Below are 19,607 nucleotides of genomic sequence, written 5' to 3'. Positions count from 1 at the left end.
TTTCCTACATTCTACATGAATGATGTCCGGTAAAAATCTGCAACAACGAAAAAAGCATGAACGGTGAAATCATCCGTCCATACTTCCAAATGGTTGTAAACCACTCACCCAAATGCAACATCCAATAGCATCATGACTGCAAATCCAATCATTAAGCACATGGATGCCAAGTCTTTATTGCCATTTTCCTGTGATCCCGGTATAACCTCTTCCACCACGACAAATATCATAGCGCCCGCAGCAAAGCTTAGGGCGAATGGGAGAAGGGGCTGCATCGTTGTGACAGCAATTACGCCGATTACAGCTGAAATCGGTTCAACCGCTCCTGAGAACTGTCCATAGAAGAAGCTTTTCCTGCGGGACATTCCGTCCCTGCGAAGTGGCATTGAAACAGCTGTCCCCTCAGGAAAGTTCTGTATCCCTATTCCGATAGCCAATGCGATCGCGGCTGCCATTGTTGCAGATGGCATACCTGCAGCCACTGCACCGAAAGCGACACCGATCGCAAGCCCTTCAGGTATGTTATGCAATGTTATCGCAAAGACAAGAAGGGTGCTCCGCCTCTTGCCCGCGGGATTGATGCCCTCCGCGTCTTTCATTGACGAGCTCGGATGCAAGTGAGGAATGATTTTATCCGCCGCCCAAAGAAAAATACCTCCTAATAAAAAGCCGACAACTGCTGGAAACCAGGATGGAAATGAACTATTCTGCTCAGCCATTTCAATGGAAGGTGCAAGAAGCGACCAAAAACTTGCGGCAATCATGACCCCACCCGCAAAACCGAGCATGCCATCCATTAACTTCTGGTTAACTTTCTTCGTTGTAAAGACCAAAGCCGCCCCGGCAGCAGTCATCCCCCAAGTGAACAATGTAGCGATCAGGGCTTGTGCAATCGGGTTCAGCCCTATAAAAGTATCGATCATAACGATTCTCCTCATGTGTAGTAATTCTATAGATTATGGCTATTATATGCGCCTAGTTTCCTTTGCGCAACATTTGAAGTATCTACAAATTGAAAATAATATTCTTCACAAAACGTTGCATGTTATGATTACCTAATGTGCGAATATATTATGCTACAATTACATAACGATGCTAAGGAGTGACGCATATTGGATAAAAAAGAACGACAACTACTTGATGCCTATTACAATCAGTTTGCAGAAAGAAAGTTTGATGAAAAAGATCTATTAAGCTTTCTACTATTTGTGAGGGAAGATGTGGAAGACAATAAAGTGCTGAAGGAACTTGGAGATTTTATTGTACATAGGAAGAATTACCAAGGATATGTTAAAGTATTTTTCGATGATTGCCAAGAAATTATTAATAATCTCGGCAAAGGGAAAAAGAAGAAAATCGAGAACCTATTTTCCTTTAAAGAAATTCGTAACGGCTTCAATGCATTCTTTATCGAACAAGGCTTGGAAAAACTGCCACCCGAAGTCATCAATGATTTCATATTATGTCTTATCTCATTGTTGCAAAACGTTACATTGGTATCGGGAATTTCAAATAAAGAAGTCGGCCACTTAAGCTTCGCAGCATCCAGCAAAGAATTATTTCTGATGGGCAATATGAAAGTCTTACATAAAGGGCGTTTCATACCGGTGACATTCCCAGTCCTATCAGTTAGAAATATGTATGAAACAATCAAACCACAAGATGCGAATGATACTCCATATTTATTTGATAATGAGATTATCGAGGTGATCAACAGCAATGGCGAAATAATGATTACGTTTCCTACATTAGTTTAAGGTGCCTTTTAAGGTGCCTGTGCAAGACACTATTCAGACAATGCACTACATTTGTATAAAGAAAAAGGGAAGCCTTCCATATCAATCTTTGGTCGGCTTCCCACTGTATTTTTATTACTTTTATTGAATTGTCATAATTGCACCTTGCACAGGCACCGAAATTATTTCAACTCAATCACACGGTCGCAAAGTCTTTGTATGAGCATCTCTTCATGGCTGACAATAATGATGCCCATCCCTCTCGCTTTGGCGACTTCCAAAACTGCATGCCATATTTGGGCTTGGGTGATTGCGTCGAGCATTGTTGTCATTTCATCTGCAATTAAAAAACGAGTATTAGTGTTCAAAGCTCTCACTACACAAAATCGTTGCAGTTCCCCGCCTGACAACTCATTCGGCCAACGAGTCAGCCATTCCTTCTCAATTCCTAATAAGCTTAGCAGTTCGGAATCAGGCTTTCCGCCTTCACTCAATACTTTTTCCATTTTCCAGCGTGGATTGACCGCTTTTTCCGGATGTTGTAGAACTAATTGTACAGGATGGAACCCTTTTGAAGATACCGGAATACCATCGATCGTGACACTTCCCTCCAACGGCTTTTCAAAACCCGCTAAAATCCGGCAAAGTGTTGTTTTCCCACGACCACTCGGCGCCGTGAGCCCTACGATTTCCCCTTGTTCAACCGTTACATTGACGCCTCTGAATAGATAAGGGCCATTGCCATAGCGAAAACTGATATTTCTAGCTTCAAGTTGCATGGATACACCTCACCATCCCGTCCCGAAGAGTACGCATTTCAGGTTGTCCTCTATCACATTCTGGCGTAGCGAGAGGACAACGGGGCGCAAACAAACAACCGGGCGGCAAATCACCCGGATGGGGCTGCGCACCGGGAATCGGGATAAAGTCATTTTGAGGCAGCGCTCTCCATAACGCTTTGCTATAAGGATGCCGCAATGCTTCGCCATCACCTGCGAAATTCTCTACAGGAGCGATTTCGACAGTCGTCCCTGCATAAAACACAGCAATTTTGTCGGCAATGGATAACGCGGATACAATATCATGTGTGATCAGCATGACTGCGCACCCACTATCCGCAAGTTCCCTGAAGCTCTCCATGGCCTCTTTAATCACAACCGGATCGAGCCCCGGTGTTGGTTCATCAGCAATGATCACCTTCGCCCCACTGACAATAGCGGTAGATAAAAGCGTCCTTCTCGCCATGCCTCCAGATAGCTGAAAAGGATACATCTTTTCAACGTTTTCGTGTAAATGCAGCCGTTCAAAAACCTTTCTCTGCGCTGTCACTGGATTTTCGACTCTTGCAGAAGTCCGGACTTGATTTCCTACGCGCATAAGCGGATCCAAATAATTGACCGATTGCGGAATCAGCGCAATTTCTGAGCCCCGTAATGATGCTTGCTTTGCAGGTGTCAGTACTTCTCCATCATAGCGCAATGTTCCGCTGACATTCGCATTGCTTGGCAAAATTCCGAGAATCGCATGCGCTAATAAGCTCTTCCCGGAACCACTCGCACCCACCACTGCAAGTATTTCACCTTTTTCAAGAGTAATCGTCAAATTGGAAATAACATTCAATTGCTGTTGTTTTAATCCACTTGTATATTGATTGAAAGAGATCAATAAATCTTTCACTTCAAGTACCGACATTCGTTACCTCCTTCCCAAACGACTAGGATGACATATTTTTGCTTACTTCTCATTGGCTCTAACAGGGTCGATGAGCAAACGAAGATTTCCCCCGACCGTCTCAAACATCCGCACGATCATCAACAGGCAAAGGCCCGGGAAGAATGCAAGCCACCACATGCCCGAAGATAGATACTTCATCGATTCCGATAGAATAATGCCAATAGCTGGCTCGTGAGGCGATAACCCCAACCCTAAAAATGTGACGGCAGCTTCATGAAGGATCACATGAGGGAACATGAGCATGAAACCAATTAACAGCTGTGGAATCAAATGCGGAAAAATATGATGTGTTGCAATCCACCAACGGGATTTCCCCATCTGCCGCGAAATTTGAACATATTCGGCGGAGCGGATTTGCATGACCTCCGCTCTGATTACCCGTGCAAGGCTTGGCCAGTGGGTTACTGCCAGTCCTATGACAATCCCTTTAAACCCTCCGCCTAACGTAAATGCGATCAAAATCAATGTGACAAGATGCGGCACACTAAGAAATAGATCGATGAGCCATGAGATGAGACGGTCTGCCATTTTCCCCATGGTGGCGGCAGCCATACCGAGGATAAGGGCTATCGACGTACTGCCTATCGCTCCGATCAACCCTACCCCCATACTTAAGGAAAGCCCCATAATCGTTCTGTTAAACATATCCCTTCCTAACCAATCCGTACCGAAAAGATGTTGGAGAGAGGGTGCTAGATTTCGCTCAGTAAGATTCGTAGCGATTTGATCTTGGTCAAGCAATGCACCGCCCACTACAACGCAAAGTAGAATGATCGCTGCAACGACAATCGTCAAAAGCGTCTTTTGTCTTCGGTTCATATAAAATCGCTTCAACTTTTGATCTGTTTTGAGGTTTGGAATCATATCGTTCGACTCTCCCTCGTCCGAGGATCTACAACGTAGTAGATGATATCGGCAATTAAATTTCCTGCAAAAACAAAAATCGTGCTAAAAAGGACCAGTCCCAATAAAAGAGGGACGTCCCCCCTTAACCCCGCCTCCACTGTCGCTTGTCCAAGACCCGGATATGAAAATACTTGCTCGGCAAGCACTGCTCCGCCAAACAATTCGCTAAAGGCGGCAAATTGCAAAGTAATGGCAGGCAATGCAATATTCCGTAATCCATGTCTCCAAAACAGCAGAAAGCCTTTTTCTCCTCTTGCCCGGGCGAACATTACATAGTCACTCGCTAGGACATCGATCAGTTTCTCTCGCGTATGCAATGCGACATTCGCGACGCCAAGCACACTTAATGTGAGAGCTGGAAGGATAAGGTGCTGTAAGCGATCTGCAATTGTCACGTCTTCGGCAAGGACGCCAGCCGGCACTCCCAACCCGATCGGGAACCAGCCAAGCCAAACTGCAAAAACGATCAGCATAAGAAGCCCCATCCAAAACGTCGGTGTCGATGCCAATGTGTAGCAATATAATTTGATGATCCGATCGATCCACGTGTCTTTTTTCATTGCTGACACTACGCCCATAACAAAACCAATGACGCCTGACAAAACCCATGCGGTCAGCATGAGCACTACTGAATTTACAAAACGTTCCCCGATGATTTCAGATACCGGACGACGGAAAATCATCGAGGTACCTAAATCGCCTTTCAGCAAAGCCGATCCCCAATTCAAAAACTGCACTATGACGGGTTGATCAAGCCCCCAATATTCAGCGATTCTTTCACGCTGTTCAGGGCCAACCTTCAACATATCAGCGCCGATATACGCTTGAACTGGGTCAATCGGGGAATTTTTGATAAGTAAAAATGAAATTAAACAAATCGCAAACAGTAATGTAAGCATGCGTATACATTTCATCAGTATGAATGAACCAATCTTTACCCCTGCATTTTTACGCACATTACTTGCTCCATTTCCAATCGACGATATTATCTGTAGCTGGCCAGCCATGTCCGTGTACATGGATTCTCTGCTCTCCGATATCAAGCCCGTCTTTCACTAAGTACAAATGGTCGATGTTCACTAACCACGTCCAAGCGGCGTCGCCTTTGCCACTTAAGCCTGTCGTCCCATCCCATTGTGCTTTTTTCCAATACTCGATCGCTTCTTCTTCACTGCCCGCACGAAGAGCTTTCTCGAAGTACGCGTCTACTTTGTCGTTTTTATAGTAGCCGGTATTATTGTACTCCACGCCGGCATTATCGCTGCTGTAGATATTGTAAAGCTCGTGCGGATCATGGCTTCCCCAGCCCATGAGCACAGCCTCTGAATGCATCTTCTTGCCGATGACATCCCAACTTCCGCCTTCCACTTTTATATTAATGCCAAGCGGCTTCATCATATCGGCAACTGCAATGGCTAAAGACTGTCGAACCTCGTCATTTGCCAAGTAGTAAAGGCTGAACTCAGCTTTCAAAGAGCCTTTTTCAAGAATTCCGTCTCCATCTGCATCTTTCCATCCGGCTTCTTCCAATAATTTTCGTGCACCATCCATATCGCCATCTTCAATGACCGTCTCGGGGTTCCACCAAGGAAGTCCGTCAACAGACGTATAGGCTGGTGTTCCGTGCCCTTCCAACACACCGTCAATCAACGCTTGTCGATCGACTGCAATATCGATTGCATGGCGAATGGCCGGATCAGCCGTTACATCATTTCCGATCGGTAAACCATCATCTGTCACATTGCCCGACTTTACGAACGGAAATACAATTCCCCGGTTGTCGACAGTTTTAATCGCTTCCATTTTCATGCCTGGCACTTTCTTATTACTAAACGCTGCCGGGATATAGGCAAGGTCGACTGTGCCTGCTTGGGCAGCGGCAAATGCAGCATCCTCATTTAAGAAAACAAAAGTGATTTTATTGAAAAACGGCTTTTTATCATAGTATTCCGGATTCGACTTCACAATCATCTGTTGTCCCTTATCCCACTGCACAAGCTGATATGGACCGGAACCAACAGGGTTTTCAGCATAATCTCCACTATAGGCATGCTCCGGTACAATTCCGGTTGCGACCAAGTTATTTACAAACGTTGATTGGACTTCTTTCAATGTGAATATCACTGTCGTCTCATTGACCGCTTCAACTTTATCCAACACGTTCAAATCCACAACCGACCCACTGCCAGCTGCTGTTTCAAACGTGAATTTCACGTCTTTCGCTGTTAACGGCTCGCCATCTGAGAACTTGACGTCATCACGTATTGAAACCGTCCAAACTTTGCCGTCTTCACTTACTTCATAACCTGTTGCAAGGTCGTTGACAATATTGAGTTCATCGTCTCTTTTTAACAATGTGCTTTGGAAAAGCGGTGAGCCATAACGTCCCCAGCCCGTCGTCGGATCAAATCCGGTTGCCGGTTCAGCCCCAAATGCCAAGACGAGCTCATCCATTGGTCTCTCTACTTTGTTTTTATCACTGCTTTTGGATGATGAACATCCTGCTAACATCATCGATATAGCTAAAGAAGCTATTACGATAAGTCCTAACAACTTTCTTGTCATATAATGCACTCCTTATCTAGTCTCAAATTTGTTCCACCGGCGCTACTGTGAAACTCCCATAGGATACGCCTTTCAAGCTTGTCAGTTTATTGCTTAGCTCCCGAATGTCTTTCGCCTTCCCTTTTACGACAATGAGTTCAAGGCAACTGTCATGATTCAAATGGAAGTGTGTTGTTGCAAGAATGACATCGTGCACACTATGTTGGATTCTTGTCATTTCTTCCAATAAATTGCGTTGATGATGGTCATAAAATAAAAGAATGCTTCCTGCGATAATCTGTTCTCCATCTTCCCATGTTTGCTGAATAATTGCCTCGCGTACAAGATCCCTGATCGCCTCGGAACGATTTTCATATCCCCTTTGCTGGACTAAGGAATCAAACTTTCGAAGCAAGCCACCTTCCATAGAAATTCCAAATCTTTTCAGCGTTGAATCCGACATTAATTAACCACCCCTTTTCCAAAATAGGTAGCACGTTTTCGCACATTCGTAACACGAATGCGCGCAATGAATGACAAATAACAGCGGTTTTCTACTTGTCTATTTTGCATACTTCAAGTAATCAAGACTTGTCGTATGCTACAAAGGTGTTGATTCTACATATAATGACTTTTTGTGCCAACTAAAGAAGCGATAGAGAAGTTGGTCTACATTTGGTTGTTAGAGAGTTGGAGGGGTCTGCGTGGAGTAGTAACAACCATTGAGAGCGGCTATAAAGGGGATTACATCAACTTGTACATACCCCTATTCGATTATAAGGTTATTCGTACGAGTAATCAATACAGACACTCGACCTCAAAGCTGCCCCCTAAAGATGCCCATTCAGGTGCCTGCGCGGGAAACTATTCGGACAATACACTATAATTGCATAAAACGGAAATAGGAATCCTACGGAATCAAAATTCTATTCGTTTCCCGTTGTATTTTTATCACTTTTATCGAATTGTCATAATTGCGCCTTGCACAGGCACCGAAACAATTTTATCGTCCTGACGTAGGGTCACGTTCATTTTTTACGTTGCGATGGTTAAAGCAGTTGAAAGTGACCTTACGTCATCTTTTATACTGGTAGTAGATCCATTATTACGAGTGTAAAGGGAGAATCCTATTTTGAAAAAAGAAGATATCATTATTTATGCATGCGTTATTATCGGAGCAGGAGTAGGTTTACTTTTTGATAATGCTTTTCCTGGGGTACTAATTGGTTTGGGCATCGGATACGTACTTAAAACCATGTTTGTTGCGAATACGAAGGAATAAGAAAGAGGGGGTTCGATTGTTTCACATTAACGAATTTAAAAAGCTGAGCGGTGTATCGGTTAGAACCTTACGATACTATGACAAAATCGGGCTGTTGAAACCTGTGTCGAAAACGGAAGGAGGTCATAGAGTATACTCGAATACTGAATTGAAGAAACTTCAGCAAATACAATTTTTAAAAACGATAGGGTTTACATTAAATGAGATTCTAACTATGTTAGAGTCCGAAGAATGGGATTGGTCTAATAGTTTACTGAAACAACTTACTTACGTTGCTGGTGAGAAGGACCGTCTATCAAAAATAGAATCTAGTGTAAGGGAACTCATAAACGGAATAGCAATTGAAGGAGAAGAATTCAGGATTAAAAAGATCATGGATTTATATAATAGGGATTCTAAAGAGATCATACATTTCAATCTAAATGAATTAGATATTAAAAATACGGAAGTCCTAGAAAAACTTCCGAATATGGCTAGTAGCGATCCAGACTCATTAGAGTGGATTGCTTTAGTAGGTCAATTAAAAAAGTATATGCACCTTGGTTATTCTCACTCACGCATACAAAATATCATTGAAAGAATGGATGTAAAAAAAGGTGAAGATTTCAAGGACGAAGATGCATTTTTAGATAAACTTTGGGATATTAGAATGTCAGCTGAGGAGTCAAAAAATTATAGCCTCTATCCAATTGATCAGGATGTGCTTACCTTTATGGAAGAGGCTTATCTATATTACCTCGATCATCAATCATAATTGTTCATCTGGAGGAAATGATGGGTATAGATCTATTAATTTATTTGGGCGGCTTAGCTCTATTAGATACTTTAAGCCCTACGATAATTGGTGTTTCTTTGTTTCTGCTATTAACAAATACTACAAAAAAAACATCAAAATTATTTGCATATTTATGTACAGTTGTCCTATTGTATTTTTCATTAGGAATACTCATGATGGCAGGCTTACATTATATTACTGAATCATTCTCTACTCTATTTCAAAATAAAATGGTCAGCTGGGTTGTCTTCATAATAGGGGCAATCTTATTCACCGCTAGCTTTTTTATCCCTACAAATAAAAAAAGCAATATTCCAAAGCCTAAAACTCAAAGTATCTTCTCGATAATTGTTATTGGTGTGACTACTTTTTTCATCGAGGCAGGCATGGCTTTACCGTATTTTGCAGCCATTGGTTTATTAATTTCAAATGATATACCTTTTTATCAATCGGTTCCTATCATAGCCACGTACAATATGATTATGATTTTACCAGCTTTGCTTCTCTTCTTAGGGTACAAATTGTTTGGAAGGTGGATAAACCCTTCCTTAGTTAACCTGCGAAACAGACTAGCAAACAGCTCCAATTCAGCATTATCTTGGATCATATGTATTGTTGGGTTGATATTAATTTTTTACACCTTAGATTATTTATAAGTAGAAAGGCAGTATGCAACGTAAATATAGGAAACAAGTTATCCATAACGCATAGAAAGGGATAAAGCATTCAATCAAGCGGTGGATACTTCATCCCTTTTTCGATTGGCGTCACTGGTTCATCGTTAAATTCGTCACTTTGAGAAACGACTAATTTAATCGAGCGTTTCATAAATTTGTTGTGGCGATAATCATAGCGAAGGCCCGGATCTTCCTTATAATGAACCATCACAGTGTAACTCTTTCGCCGATCATCCCATTTCATCTCTTTGCGTTCGATGTTACTGACAGAAATCCCTTGCTCTGCAATATACTTCTCAAATGCTTTTTCAGCAAAATGCTTCTGTATATGTACACGATTAATTCCAAAAGCACTAAACAACAGGAGTGTGATGATTGTGAGTAGTATTGTAAACCTCATGCTATCCAATAGCCCCCTTCGTCTTTTCTTACGACAGAGGTCACTAAAAGTTTCATTACCTATTAGAAATTCTTTTTCATAAAAACTTGCGAGACTGGTGTATTTTCAAAACCGCTTGCAAACAAAGATAAAACGACACGACCATTCCCTTTTAGGAAGTTATAAGTTGTACGATTGATCGGTTGATCGTATTCCAATGCAAAGGCAAGGAGTGTGTGGAGAGCATCTTCATTCCCATTTTCCTTCACTTGAAACAGCGTAATGCTGTCCGTCTCGTTGCCAAACACACATTTTTTCCGAACCAGACAAGCAGCCTGCACTTCCCCATTCTTTGTAATCAGCACAGCTTCCCCACCTAGTTTTGGCGTGTTACTAGCATCCGTTTGCCAAGGGACGATACTTGGAAATAATTTCGAGCCAATCGATTGTGCAGCTGGAATTCTTATGATTTCATATCCGTCAAGGTCCGGCAATTGACTGTTTAAAACCCCGTTTGCACGTAAAAACAGCAAATCGTCCTCTACTTTGTAACCACACTTTTCATATAGGGAGATAGCCGCCTTATTTTCGGAAAGCGCCTCTAATGTCGCTACAGAAACATTATGTTCCATAATGCGTTTTTCCGCTTCTTCCATCAAAGGAACCCCTAGCTTCCTCCCCCTGTATTCTGGAATAATACCTGTTCCGCCATTCCATGAAATCATTTGACCGTCCACTTCTCTTATCCCTTGGAGCACAAAGCCGATTGGGACTACACCATCATAGGCAACGATTGATAATGACGGAGATAATCCATCATTGCCAAAACGGCCTATAAATGCATCAAAAGATAAATTCATCGGCATCAAATAGCCTTCAAACCCGCGATTAAACAAAAGATGCGCTTCTTCAAAGCTTAACGAAGACATCAATTTATACGAAATGTTCATGGCTTGCCCTCACTTTTTAAATGAATTACGAATCATAATTAAAACGAAGTTAAGCAAACAGGTTTCGTGTTAGGCATAAACCAGTGATCCAACTGTTTTGTTCACTTCCACTTTTCCAAATTGGACTAGATTCTCCAAGCTGACACAGCCCGTCCACTAGGAACATAAATCTGAAACCAAAATGCTCAAATTAACCCAATTTCAGAATATTGGTCAGCGAATAAATGCCATTTCCTTTTTTGAAAGTGCATCCTCTAACCATTGAGGGTGCATTGTTAACAAATCTTCCGGTAAATTGTCCTGACTAAAAAATTTAATCTCTAGCGATTCATCTGAATTACATGTAAGTTCCCCACCTATAATTTCCGCAAGAAAACAAGTCGTTATAAAATGCACTACCTTGCCATTTGGATAATTGAAAACTTGTGAATCTGGATCGGAATAAACACCAATCAGCTTCTCAATTCTTATATCTAAATTAGTCTCTTCTTTTACTTCTCTAATGACTGCTTCAGACACTGTTTCACCAATTTCCACATGTCCTGAAGGGATTCCCCACAAACCTACATCTGCTCTTTTTTGCAATAGAACTTGATTCTCTTCATTTAAAATAATTACAGCAACTCCAGCTTTTAAATCATCAATTTTTTTCAAATCAAAAACTCCTTTCTTCATAAAAATCGCCAAATTAGTTTCTGTTTGCTTCATCAATTTCGTAGTTTAAAGAACTCTCCCACCAAACATCTTCATTACCTGATAAGTAATTTTTAATTAAATTTCTGAATAGGAAAGGTTGTAAAGCGCTATCATCCAAGTCTTCTCCTTTACACCAGAAAAAGTCGAGATGGGATTCAATCGATTTCGGATTCGTATTGTTAGCTAATTCATTACTTGTCACTTCAAAAACTTGGTTTATCTCACAATGCAAAACTCCATCCTTCTCCCATTTATGCTCTACGACACCTAGAAATCTTCCCACCGTGCAATTTATGCCTAACTCTTCTCCCACTTCTCGCTTCAATGCATCTTTCGCACTTTCTCCAAATTCAATATGACCGCCTGGTAAAAAGGAGTTTGTATACCCCTTTGCTTTTGCTAGTAATACTTTCTTATCTGCTATAAAAACTCCTCTCGCCAAATGATGGAATGGTTGTTGCAAAATAGTTCCCCCTATAGACACCCATAATGAAATGGTGCAGATTCTTTTTCCATAGTGTTACAAATCCCTTTCATTACCATCGACTTTCAATCTTATCAGTTAAAATATTCCCCTAATAGTTTGGTAAAGCAAGTATACCATTTTCAACTCTGTACGCATGAAGAAAAAGAGCAACTTCCCATTGTCTTGGGAGTTACTCTTCTCTTTTCAAATGCAAGAACTCACTAACCATCTGTACATATTCATTTTTCGGATATCTCTTATATAGATCACTCGCCAATCGAATCGGGTCGCCAAAAAAGTATCGCTCATATTGGGTCGATCTTGTTCCAAATGCGCTCATTGTTAGATCCCAAGCTAAACGAAATATTTTTACCCGTTCCTCCGCGGTCTTCGTTGCTCCTTTAAGATAATGATCCAAGTCATTTCGAATACTAGAATGAAATGCATTTTCGGTTGGTAATGCTATCATTCCACTTGCTCCGATCAGCTGGATGATTTCAGTGAATCTAGGGTAGATTTTAGGAAAGATGTTCCCTGCTACTTGTAGCGAAAATATTTCTGGCCGCATATATCCCCATTCATCTACTTCCGCGTTATTCTCCGATTTCTCCAATAAAGCTTTCATCGTTTCGAGTCCTATGATGATTTCTGATATCTTTCCCTGTATATGTTGGTATCCGCCAATATTAATCGTTTCGACCAAAAGCTCAGCAATCCCTAATACGAACTCCGTTTTCACAATTTGTCTCGTCACTACTTGGTGTTTAGCAAAGGGATGGAACGAACTATGAATAGGGAATTCTTCGGCTACCTCCGCATTATTGTAATAAAACACTCTATTCCAAGGCACTACGACATTGTCAAAGACAATAATCGAATCCATCTCTTCGAACCGAGAGCTTAATGGATGATTAAAAGAAGATTCACTTCCCATAAATGTATCCCTACAAATGAATTTTATTCCTTTTGTATTGGAAGGAATGGAAAAAGCAAAAGCTTCATCTTCATTCAATACAAACTTACCAACACTAAATACTAACACTTCATCAGTTAAGCCCCCTTGCGTTGCAAGAAGACGGGCACCTTTAATGACCATTCCTTCTTCATTTGTCGCAACAACCTTTGCTGCGATCGGCTCATCGCTATTTTCAATGTAAATTTGGGAACGGTTCACTTGCGGAGAAATAAAAGTATGTGTAAACGACAAATCATTTTCCCTGGCAAATTCATAAAATGCTTGTAGATTATGCGGGAAACAGTTCTCTTTATTTGTTAAAAAGTTAACTGAAGAAGCAAAACTCATCAAAACCGTATTCAAATAATCAGGGCTTCTTCCCATGATCCCCCCTGAATACCTCGCCCAATGTTGCATCATCTTTCTTCTTCGTACCAAGTCCTCTTTCGTTTTCGGTTGTAAATAGGAAAGACCAATCGGCTCTCCCGATGAGGGTGAAATAAAAGTCATTTCATCTTTTATTTTCGGATCATGCTGCAAATCATAAAGAGCCGCTTTTGACTGAATAATCCCTTGAAAGGCTGGATGTTCAGAAATCAGCCCTTCAATTATTTCACCGTCATACCAGATTTCATTATGTAGCTGATTTAATCGGTTAATATAATCTTTTCCATTACTAGCGCCCATAGTTCACTCTCCAATTTCATCCCTATGTAGTCACTCACCTACATTCAATTTATGTGAAAAGAGCAAGTGAATAGTACTTCCTTGCCTAGAATTAGAATTGACGCATGCCAAGTTTAGCAAGGAACTTTGCTTTCTCATTTTCCTATGTCTATAGTTAGATAGGAACTTCGTAAACTGCTCACTTATCTGCTGAAAGGAAACAACTTTCATGTTTACTCGAGAAAAATTAGAAAATAACCAAGTTTGGCTATATGTCATTGTCTTAGCGATAGCAGCCGGGTTCGGTTTACTAACCTCTGATTTCGCAGGACGATTAGATGGGTCAATTTCTATTATAATCGCCATTTTAATGTACAGTATGTTTTCACAAATTCCATTTGTAGCGTTTAAAGAAGCATTTGGAAACCGCCGCTTCATATTCGCTATATTGACTGTTAACTATATTGCAGTCCCGATTGTCGTATGGTTTCTGTCCAACCTGCTGCCGGACCACCCGCCGGTGCTGCTAGGGGTATATTTGGTATTACTGACGCCTTGTATTGACTATGTCATCGTTTTTACAGCGCTTGGCCGTGGCAATGAAAAGATTATCCTTTTTTCAACACCGCTTCTATTCATTTCACAAATGCTTCTTTTGCCTCTCTATTTATGGTTGTTTATGGGAGAAAAAGCAGCGGACATCGTGGAACCCGGGCCTTTCCTGGAAGCATTTATCGGCCTCATTGTCATACCGCTCATCATCGCAATTGGTATACAGCTAGTTGCAAGAAAAGCACCGATTGGCAATAGAATCATTGACTTATCAGCATGGCTGCCTGTTCCATTCATGGCGTTGACACTTTTTGTTGTCGTTGCCTCTCAAATCGGCAAATTATCTGCCTATTCGGGTCAAATCATTAAAGTCATTCCAATCTATATTGCATTTATGATCATCATGCCTCTTATTTCTCGTTTTATCGCTAAGTGGTTTGCTCTCGATACCGGAGCGAGTCGTTCCCTTGTCTTTAGTGGATCGACGCGTAACTCGCTTGTCGTTCTTCCACTTGCATTAGCTTTGCCGGATACCATAAGTACATTGGTAGCCGCGGTGATCGTAACGCAGACTATCATTGAGCTGGCTTTTGAATTAGTTTACATCCGGTTAGTTCCAAATCTACTCGTTCGGGAAAAAAGTTGAAAGTCGACAATACTTAAGACGAAGTAGTAAAAGAGTAAGAACCCTCTCTTGAAAAAGGATAAATAATGGCAGCTTTCAGTATCACACCGAAAGCTGCCATTTACTATATCTTACTTTTCTTTTAGTCAAATTGAATCCATCCAGGTATTTGCAACAAATTTTAACAATCTCACTAATTATTCACCTTTTTCATTTGATGCATTGTTCTGCGAGCAATTGATAGGATCGATGCTTATCTTTTGGAGAATAAGTAATGGTAACAATCATAATTTCATCTACTACTGTACGGGATTGAATCTCCATAAGTTTACTTTTCACCTCATGTGGATTCCCGATAATCATTTTATTTTTCATTCTTTCAATTGACTCTTGATGATATTGGTTTAGTTGAAATTCTTTTGCTTCCTCGACAGAAGGCACACCTCGGTTCCCTTCCCCATTCTCTTTTTGCAGTTCCCATACAATAACGCTTAAAGCAATGTCTTCTGCTTCTTGTGTAGTTTCTGCGCAAATTACTGATAAGGTTAAGATGACATAAGGTTTTTGGCCATTTTTTCTAGGTTGAAATGAATGACGGTAGTGTTGAATGATTTCTTCACCGTTATCATCACTCATAAATTGTCCGAAACAATAAGCTAAACCATTTTCCGCTGCAAAACTTGCACTTTTTCTACTAGTCCCTAACATCCAAAGTTCAGGACTCACTTGCGGCAACGGAGAAGCCTGTAATATGGCATCCTTATTATCTACGTATTTAATTAATTCGTTTACTAAACCCGGCATTTTATAAACATGTTGCAAATAGTTGTCGGATAATGCATTTGAAGCTTCTGCTGGGCCACCCGGTGCCCTTCCAATCCCCACATCAATCCGATTAGGAAAAAGAGTGGCTAACAAGTTATAGGTTTCAGCAACTTTATACGGCTTATAATAGGGCAATAAAACAGCTCCAGAGCCAATTCGAATATTTTTTGTATTGGCCCCTATATAACCTAACATCACCTCGGGTGCAGAGCATGCAAGCCCTGGCAGTGCATGATGTTCAGCAATCCAATAACGCGAATATCCTAATGACTCCCCTAAACGTGCTAAGTTCATAGATTCTTGTAGTGCCTCTTGTGCATTTTGATTTGTTGAAATAGGAGATTGATCTAACATGCTTAATTTCATAAAATGAAACTCTCCTTTTCTATTTGTCCACTTCTTTTAACGTCAGTTTATATTCACCCACTTGTCCTTTTTTGTATAAATTGGTAATGGATGTTGAATATTGTTGGATTGTTCCCCGGAATTCAATCTGTTTCTCCGGCACCTTCACATCAAATGCTCCTTTGTAAAGAAGTGTTGTTATATCATGATATTCCTCACTTGTAACATTAAAAGTTACTGAAATCCAAATTCCGTTTTTGTTCTCTTTCTCTTCAAAATGTGTGATGTTGATTTTCGTATCATTTAATTGAATTTCCCGAACCACTTTACCACCCTCCCTTCATGATTCCATTTGGCTTCACCTTATCTTATCCTTCTATAATACGTAATATCCGTTCTTCATCTTTTCTATTATGATTTGATCAGTTACATTAGATTGGAAAATGAAGGACTACTCCTCGACCAATACTTGTATATCTCTTCTACAGGCCGACGACTAAATCTGTTATTTACATATACATGGTTCACGCCGGCAATGGTACTTGCAGTAATTGGTTGTACACCCCGCAATACTTTTTAAATCAGTCATTTTTCCACATGGAATAATTATAAAATAGCTTTTGTTCCGTTTCTTGTTCGGATAAAAAGCTAATAAATAAAAAGCATCCGGGAATGCCACTAATCCCCAGATGCCTCTTATTGTTACGTTTCTACCCTCTTCCTCCGTGCAAGTCCGTAATAAGATAGTAGTGCAATGATAGATGTACCGAAAATGATGATCCCCATCGGAATTGCTGTTTCCTCTCCTGCGATGCCGACGAGCGGCGCAGATATCGAACCTAACACAAATGGCAATAATCCAAGCAGTGCAGAGGCACTTCCTGCAATATGCCCTTGTGATTCCATTGCCAATGAAAACGAGGATGTAGAAATGATGCCAATCGACGCAACGAAAAAGAAGATGGGCACAACGATTGTGAGAAGTGGTCCGTGCAAAAGTACCGCAATAAGTAATAACACGCCTGAAGTGACGGAGATGAATAATCCGGTCTGTAAAAATCTCTGTTCAGACACAATACCTGTTAAGCGTCCGACAACTTGCGACCCGATGATGAGCCCTATTCCATTCATGCCAAATAACACACTAAACAGTTGCGGAGAAACGCCGTAAATCGTTTGATACACAAATGGGGTTCCCGCAACATAAGCGAATATACCAGCCATGATGAACCCTTGTGCAAGTGCGTACCCCATAAAACTACGATCTTTCAGTAAGGATTGGAAGTTTTTTAATGTCTGGGTGAGATTGTTGGGCATTCGCATATCGTGCGATAATGATTCTTCCATCCTCAATACCACAATAACTACCAACAAAAATCCAATAATACTTAATGTGATAAATATGCCTTTCCAATCCGAAAACGCGAGAATTCCTCCTCCTAGAAGAGGTGCGATGATCGGAGCCAAGTTATTGATCAGCATAAGGAGTGCGAAAAACTTCGTTAACTCCCTTCCCGTGTACACATCCCGGACGACTGCTCTGGAGATGACAATTCCCGCAGATGCCGCAAATCCTTGCAAGAAACGAGCGGCAATGAACAATCCAATATTGGGCGCAAAAGCACAAAGGATGGATGCTGCCAAGTAGATGATCAGTGCAGCGACCAACGGCTTCTTCCGTCCATGAACATCACTCATCGGACCGAGCACTAACTGTCCTAATCCGATTCCGACTAACGTCGCCGTCAGACTCACTTGTACCAAGGAAGGAGTTGTTCCAAAAGCAGTGACAATCGTCGGAAATGACGGTAAATACATATCAATGGTTAAAGGGCCCATTGCTGCCAGCGTTCCTAAAAGCAGTGCCAGCTTTAATCGCTTAGTTCCTGTTAATGATTGCATAAATATATTCACCTTTCTAAGCTTAAAGGCGGCAAATTCGTTACCTACCTATGTAAACATAAGTTTCTACTTTATCACCAAAACATCTAAAACGAAAGAATAAAGCTTCTTCAATAATGGTAATACACATATGTTACCGGGGCGGGAAAGCGGTTGATGAAAAGCAAAAAAGAGCAACTCCCCAGTAAAACTTGGGAAGTTGCTCTTTTCATTTCTTCAAATATTAATGCGGCAAAAATGCCAATTGATAAAAGAACAGAACTGCGAATACATACACAAGAGGATGGACCACACGCCATTTCCCTGTAACGACTTTCAAGATCGGATACGAAATGAAACCTAGCGCAATCCCTGTTGCAATGCTTGACGTGAGCGGCATGCTTAAGATGATAAGGAAAGCAGGAAATGCTTCGTCAATTTCATCCCATTTGATCTTGGCTATGGCACCCATCATTAAACTTCCGACAATGATCAAGGCCGGTGCTGTAATGGAAGATAAGCCCGAAACCGCACTAACGAGCGGTCCGAAAAACGCAGCTACGATAAATAAAATAGCGACCGTTACCGTAGTAAGCCCAGTTCTTCCTCCTGCGGCGACACCTGCTGATGATTCGATATAAGCGCTTGTCGGAGTTGTTCCGAACATAGAGCCTGCAGTAGCTGCAACAGAGTCCGCGAGTAGAGCTTGGCGGGCACGAGGCATTTTATTATCCTTCATTAACCCAGCCTGCTGCGCCACACCAATCATCGTTCCTGTCGTATCAAAAATCGTCACCATGAGAAATGAAAAGACGACCGGGAACAGCATATGTTGCCATACATCTGTGAAAGCAGTGAACGGATTGGAAATGATGATGCCATCCGGAAGCGACGGCATTTGAACGAAACCTTGGTCAAAGGAAAGATGCCCTGTGAAAAAGGCAACAACCGCTGTAACAATCATGCCGAGGAACAATGCCCCGTGCACTCTCAACGCCATCAGAATAAGCGTAACAGTGAGTCCAAGTAAGGCAAAAAGTACAGTAGGTGAATGAAGATCACCAAGTGCGACAAGATTCGATGGATGAGAGACAATCATCCCGGCTTGTCTCATTCCAATAAAAGCGATAAACAAGCCTATCCCCGCAGTGATTCCATGCTTCAAGTTGTCAGGTATTGCCTCGATCAACACTTTCCTGAATGAAGTCAAAGACAAAATAACAAAAATGAGTCCAGCAACGAAAACAGCCGAGAATGCCGTTTCATACGTAATGCCATTTGTCCCTACGACAGAATAGGCGAAATACGCATTCATGCCCATCCCTGGAGCAATCGCAATCGGATAATTAGCCGCGAGCGCCATCCACAACGTCCCGATAACTGTTGCAATAATCGTAGCGGTAAACACCTGATCGAATGGCACACCCGCATCTTTCAAAATGATCGGGTTGACAATTACTATATAGACCATCGTAAAAAAGGTCGTGAACCCTGCAAGGACTTCCGTTTTTACAGTCGTATTGTTTTCTTGTAATTTAAACAAAGAGAAACTCCTCCAAAGGCGAACATTATTTAATCCATTTCATATAATATTCGTTTATAAAGTAATTAGC

21 protein-coding genes are annotated in these 19,607 nt (G+C 41.4%); 5 read left to right on the top strand and 16 right to left on the bottom strand.

Annotation, left to right across the window (positions count from 1 at the left end; genetic code table 11):
• Positions 1–104 precede the first annotated feature (104 nt).
• Positions 105–923 (bottom strand): ZIP family metal transporter, encoded by an 819-nt coding sequence (locus AWV70_RS18580; RefSeq protein ID WP_060210022.1) that lies wholly within the window; start codon positions 921–923, stop codon positions 105–107.
• 189 nt (positions 924–1,112) lie between these two features.
• On the opposite strand from AWV70_RS18580, the gene AWV70_RS18575 reads away from it, so the two are divergent.
• A complete protein-coding gene (locus tag AWV70_RS18575) occupies positions 1,113–1,757 on the top strand; it encodes a hypothetical protein (protein ID WP_060210021.1) in 645 nt (214 codons plus the stop codon).
• Positions 1,758–1,918: 161 nt separating this feature from the next.
• Here AWV70_RS18575 and AWV70_RS18570 read toward each other — a convergent pair whose 3' ends face one another.
• From AWV70_RS18570 to nikR, 6 genes are read right to left on the bottom strand one after another with little or no spacing between them, the layout of a single operon-like run.
• Positions 1,919–2,515, bottom strand: coding sequence for an ABC transporter ATP-binding protein (locus AWV70_RS18570; RefSeq protein WP_060210020.1), 597 nt, complete (start codon positions 2,513–2,515; stop codon positions 1,919–1,921).
• Positions 2,505–3,428 carry an ABC transporter ATP-binding protein gene (locus AWV70_RS18565; protein WP_060210019.1) on the bottom strand — a complete coding sequence of 308 codons (924 nt, stop codon included), beginning with the start codon at positions 3,426–3,428 and terminating at the stop codon, positions 2,505–2,507. The genes AWV70_RS18570 and AWV70_RS18565 overlap by 11 nt, the downstream gene beginning before the upstream one ends.
• 42 nt (positions 3,429–3,470) lie before the next feature.
• A complete protein-coding gene (locus AWV70_RS18560) occupies positions 3,471–4,334 on the bottom strand; it encodes an ABC transporter permease (protein ID WP_060210018.1) in 864 nt (287 codons plus the stop codon).
• Complete coding sequence (locus tag AWV70_RS18555) at positions 4,331–5,290, bottom strand: ABC transporter permease (protein WP_235588754.1); 960 nt, start codon at positions 5,288–5,290, stop codon at positions 4,331–4,333. Before AWV70_RS18555 ends, AWV70_RS18560 begins: the two co-directional genes overlap by 4 nt.
• Positions 5,291–5,333: 43 nt before the next feature.
• On the bottom strand, positions 5,334–6,941 hold the full coding sequence (locus tag AWV70_RS18550) for an ABC transporter substrate-binding protein (RefSeq protein ID WP_060210017.1): 1,608 nt from the start codon (positions 6,939–6,941) through the stop codon (positions 5,334–5,336).
• A 22-nt stretch (positions 6,942–6,963) separates the two neighbouring features.
• Positions 6,964–7,383: a nickel-responsive transcriptional regulator NikR gene (gene nikR / locus AWV70_RS18545; protein ID WP_060210016.1), complete on the bottom strand. Its 420-nt coding sequence runs from the start codon at positions 7,381–7,383 to the stop codon at positions 6,964–6,966.
• Positions 7,384–8,052: 669 nt separating this feature from the next.
• Here nikR and AWV70_RS24205 point away from each other — a divergent pair.
• From AWV70_RS24205 to AWV70_RS18530, 3 genes are read left to right on the top strand one after another with little or no spacing between them, the layout of a single operon-like run.
• On the top strand, positions 8,053–8,202 hold the full coding sequence (locus tag AWV70_RS24205; RefSeq protein WP_060210015.1) for a hypothetical protein: 150 nt from the start codon (positions 8,053–8,055) through the stop codon (positions 8,200–8,202).
• Positions 8,203–8,218: 16 nt separating this feature from the next.
• Complete coding sequence (locus AWV70_RS18535) at positions 8,219–8,956, top strand: MerR family transcriptional regulator (protein ID WP_060210014.1); 738 nt, start codon at positions 8,219–8,221, stop codon at positions 8,954–8,956.
• 20 nt (positions 8,957–8,976) lie between these two features.
• Positions 8,977–9,633: a GAP family protein gene (locus tag AWV70_RS18530; RefSeq protein ID WP_060210013.1), complete on the top strand. Its 657-nt coding sequence runs from the start codon at positions 8,977–8,979 to the stop codon at positions 9,631–9,633.
• A 70-nt stretch (positions 9,634–9,703) separates the two neighbouring features.
• Here AWV70_RS18530 and AWV70_RS18525 read toward each other — a convergent pair whose 3' ends face one another.
• The 5 genes from AWV70_RS18525 to hpaB all read right to left on the bottom strand — a co-directional run bounded on the left by AWV70_RS18525 (position 9,704) and on the right by hpaB (position 13,787).
• Entirely contained in the window at positions 9,704–10,054 is a 351-nt protein-coding gene (locus tag AWV70_RS18525; RefSeq protein WP_060210012.1) for a DUF3139 domain-containing protein, read from the bottom strand.
• Between the two features lie 62 nt (positions 10,055–10,116).
• Entirely contained in the window at positions 10,117–10,983 is an 867-nt protein-coding gene (locus tag AWV70_RS18520; protein ID WP_060210011.1) for a GNAT family N-acetyltransferase, read from the bottom strand.
• A gap of 213 nt (positions 10,984–11,196) precedes the next feature.
• Complete coding sequence (locus AWV70_RS18515; protein WP_060210052.1) at positions 11,197–11,637, bottom strand: NUDIX domain-containing protein; 441 nt, start codon at positions 11,635–11,637, stop codon at positions 11,197–11,199.
• A 34-nt stretch (positions 11,638–11,671) separates the two neighbouring features.
• Complete coding sequence (locus AWV70_RS23060) at positions 11,672–12,142, bottom strand: NUDIX domain-containing protein (RefSeq protein WP_082713702.1); 471 nt, start codon at positions 12,140–12,142, stop codon at positions 11,672–11,674.
• A gap of 193 nt (positions 12,143–12,335) precedes the next feature.
• On the bottom strand, positions 12,336–13,787 hold the full coding sequence (hpaB, locus tag AWV70_RS18505; protein ID WP_060210010.1) for a 4-hydroxyphenylacetate 3-monooxygenase, oxygenase component: 1,452 nt from the start codon (positions 13,785–13,787) through the stop codon (positions 12,336–12,338).
• A 208-nt stretch (positions 13,788–13,995) separates the two neighbouring features.
• On the opposite strand from hpaB, the gene AWV70_RS18500 reads away from it, so the two are divergent.
• The gene (locus AWV70_RS18500) at positions 13,996–14,964 is read left to right on the top strand and encodes an arsenic resistance protein (RefSeq protein ID WP_060210009.1); all 969 of its coding nucleotides are present in this window, start codon (positions 13,996–13,998) and stop codon (positions 14,962–14,964) included.
• A 189-nt stretch (positions 14,965–15,153) separates the two neighbouring features.
• Here AWV70_RS18500 and AWV70_RS18495 read toward each other — a convergent pair whose 3' ends face one another.
• From AWV70_RS18495 to AWV70_RS18480, 4 genes are all read right to left on the bottom strand, one after another.
• Positions 15,154–16,134, bottom strand: a complete 981-nt coding sequence (locus tag AWV70_RS18495) for an LLM class flavin-dependent oxidoreductase (RefSeq protein WP_060210008.1) — start codon at positions 16,132–16,134, stop codon at positions 15,154–15,156.
• A gap of 19 nt (positions 16,135–16,153) precedes the next feature.
• Positions 16,154–16,438 carry a DUF3219 family protein gene (locus tag AWV70_RS18490; protein ID WP_060210007.1) on the bottom strand — a complete coding sequence of 95 codons (285 nt, stop codon included), beginning with the start codon at positions 16,436–16,438 and terminating at the stop codon, positions 16,154–16,156.
• Between the two features lie 377 nt (positions 16,439–16,815).
• Positions 16,816–18,015 (bottom strand): Bcr/CflA family multidrug efflux MFS transporter, encoded by a 1,200-nt coding sequence (locus tag AWV70_RS18485; RefSeq protein ID WP_060210006.1) that lies wholly within the window; start codon positions 18,013–18,015, stop codon positions 16,816–16,818.
• A gap of 223 nt (positions 18,016–18,238) precedes the next feature.
• Positions 18,239–19,537, bottom strand: a complete 1,299-nt coding sequence (locus AWV70_RS18480) for an NCS2 family permease (protein WP_060210005.1) — start codon at positions 19,535–19,537, stop codon at positions 18,239–18,241.
• Between the last annotated feature and the right edge of the window lie 70 nt (positions 19,538–19,607).

The organism is Sporosarcina koreensis (assembly GCF_001531445.1).
GTDB lineage: Bacteria > Bacillota > Bacilli > Bacillales_A > Planococcaceae > Sporosarcina > Sporosarcina koreensis_C.
The sequence above is the reverse complement of the archived record's forward strand: the minus strand, read 5'-3'. Positions and strand labels throughout refer to the sequence as shown.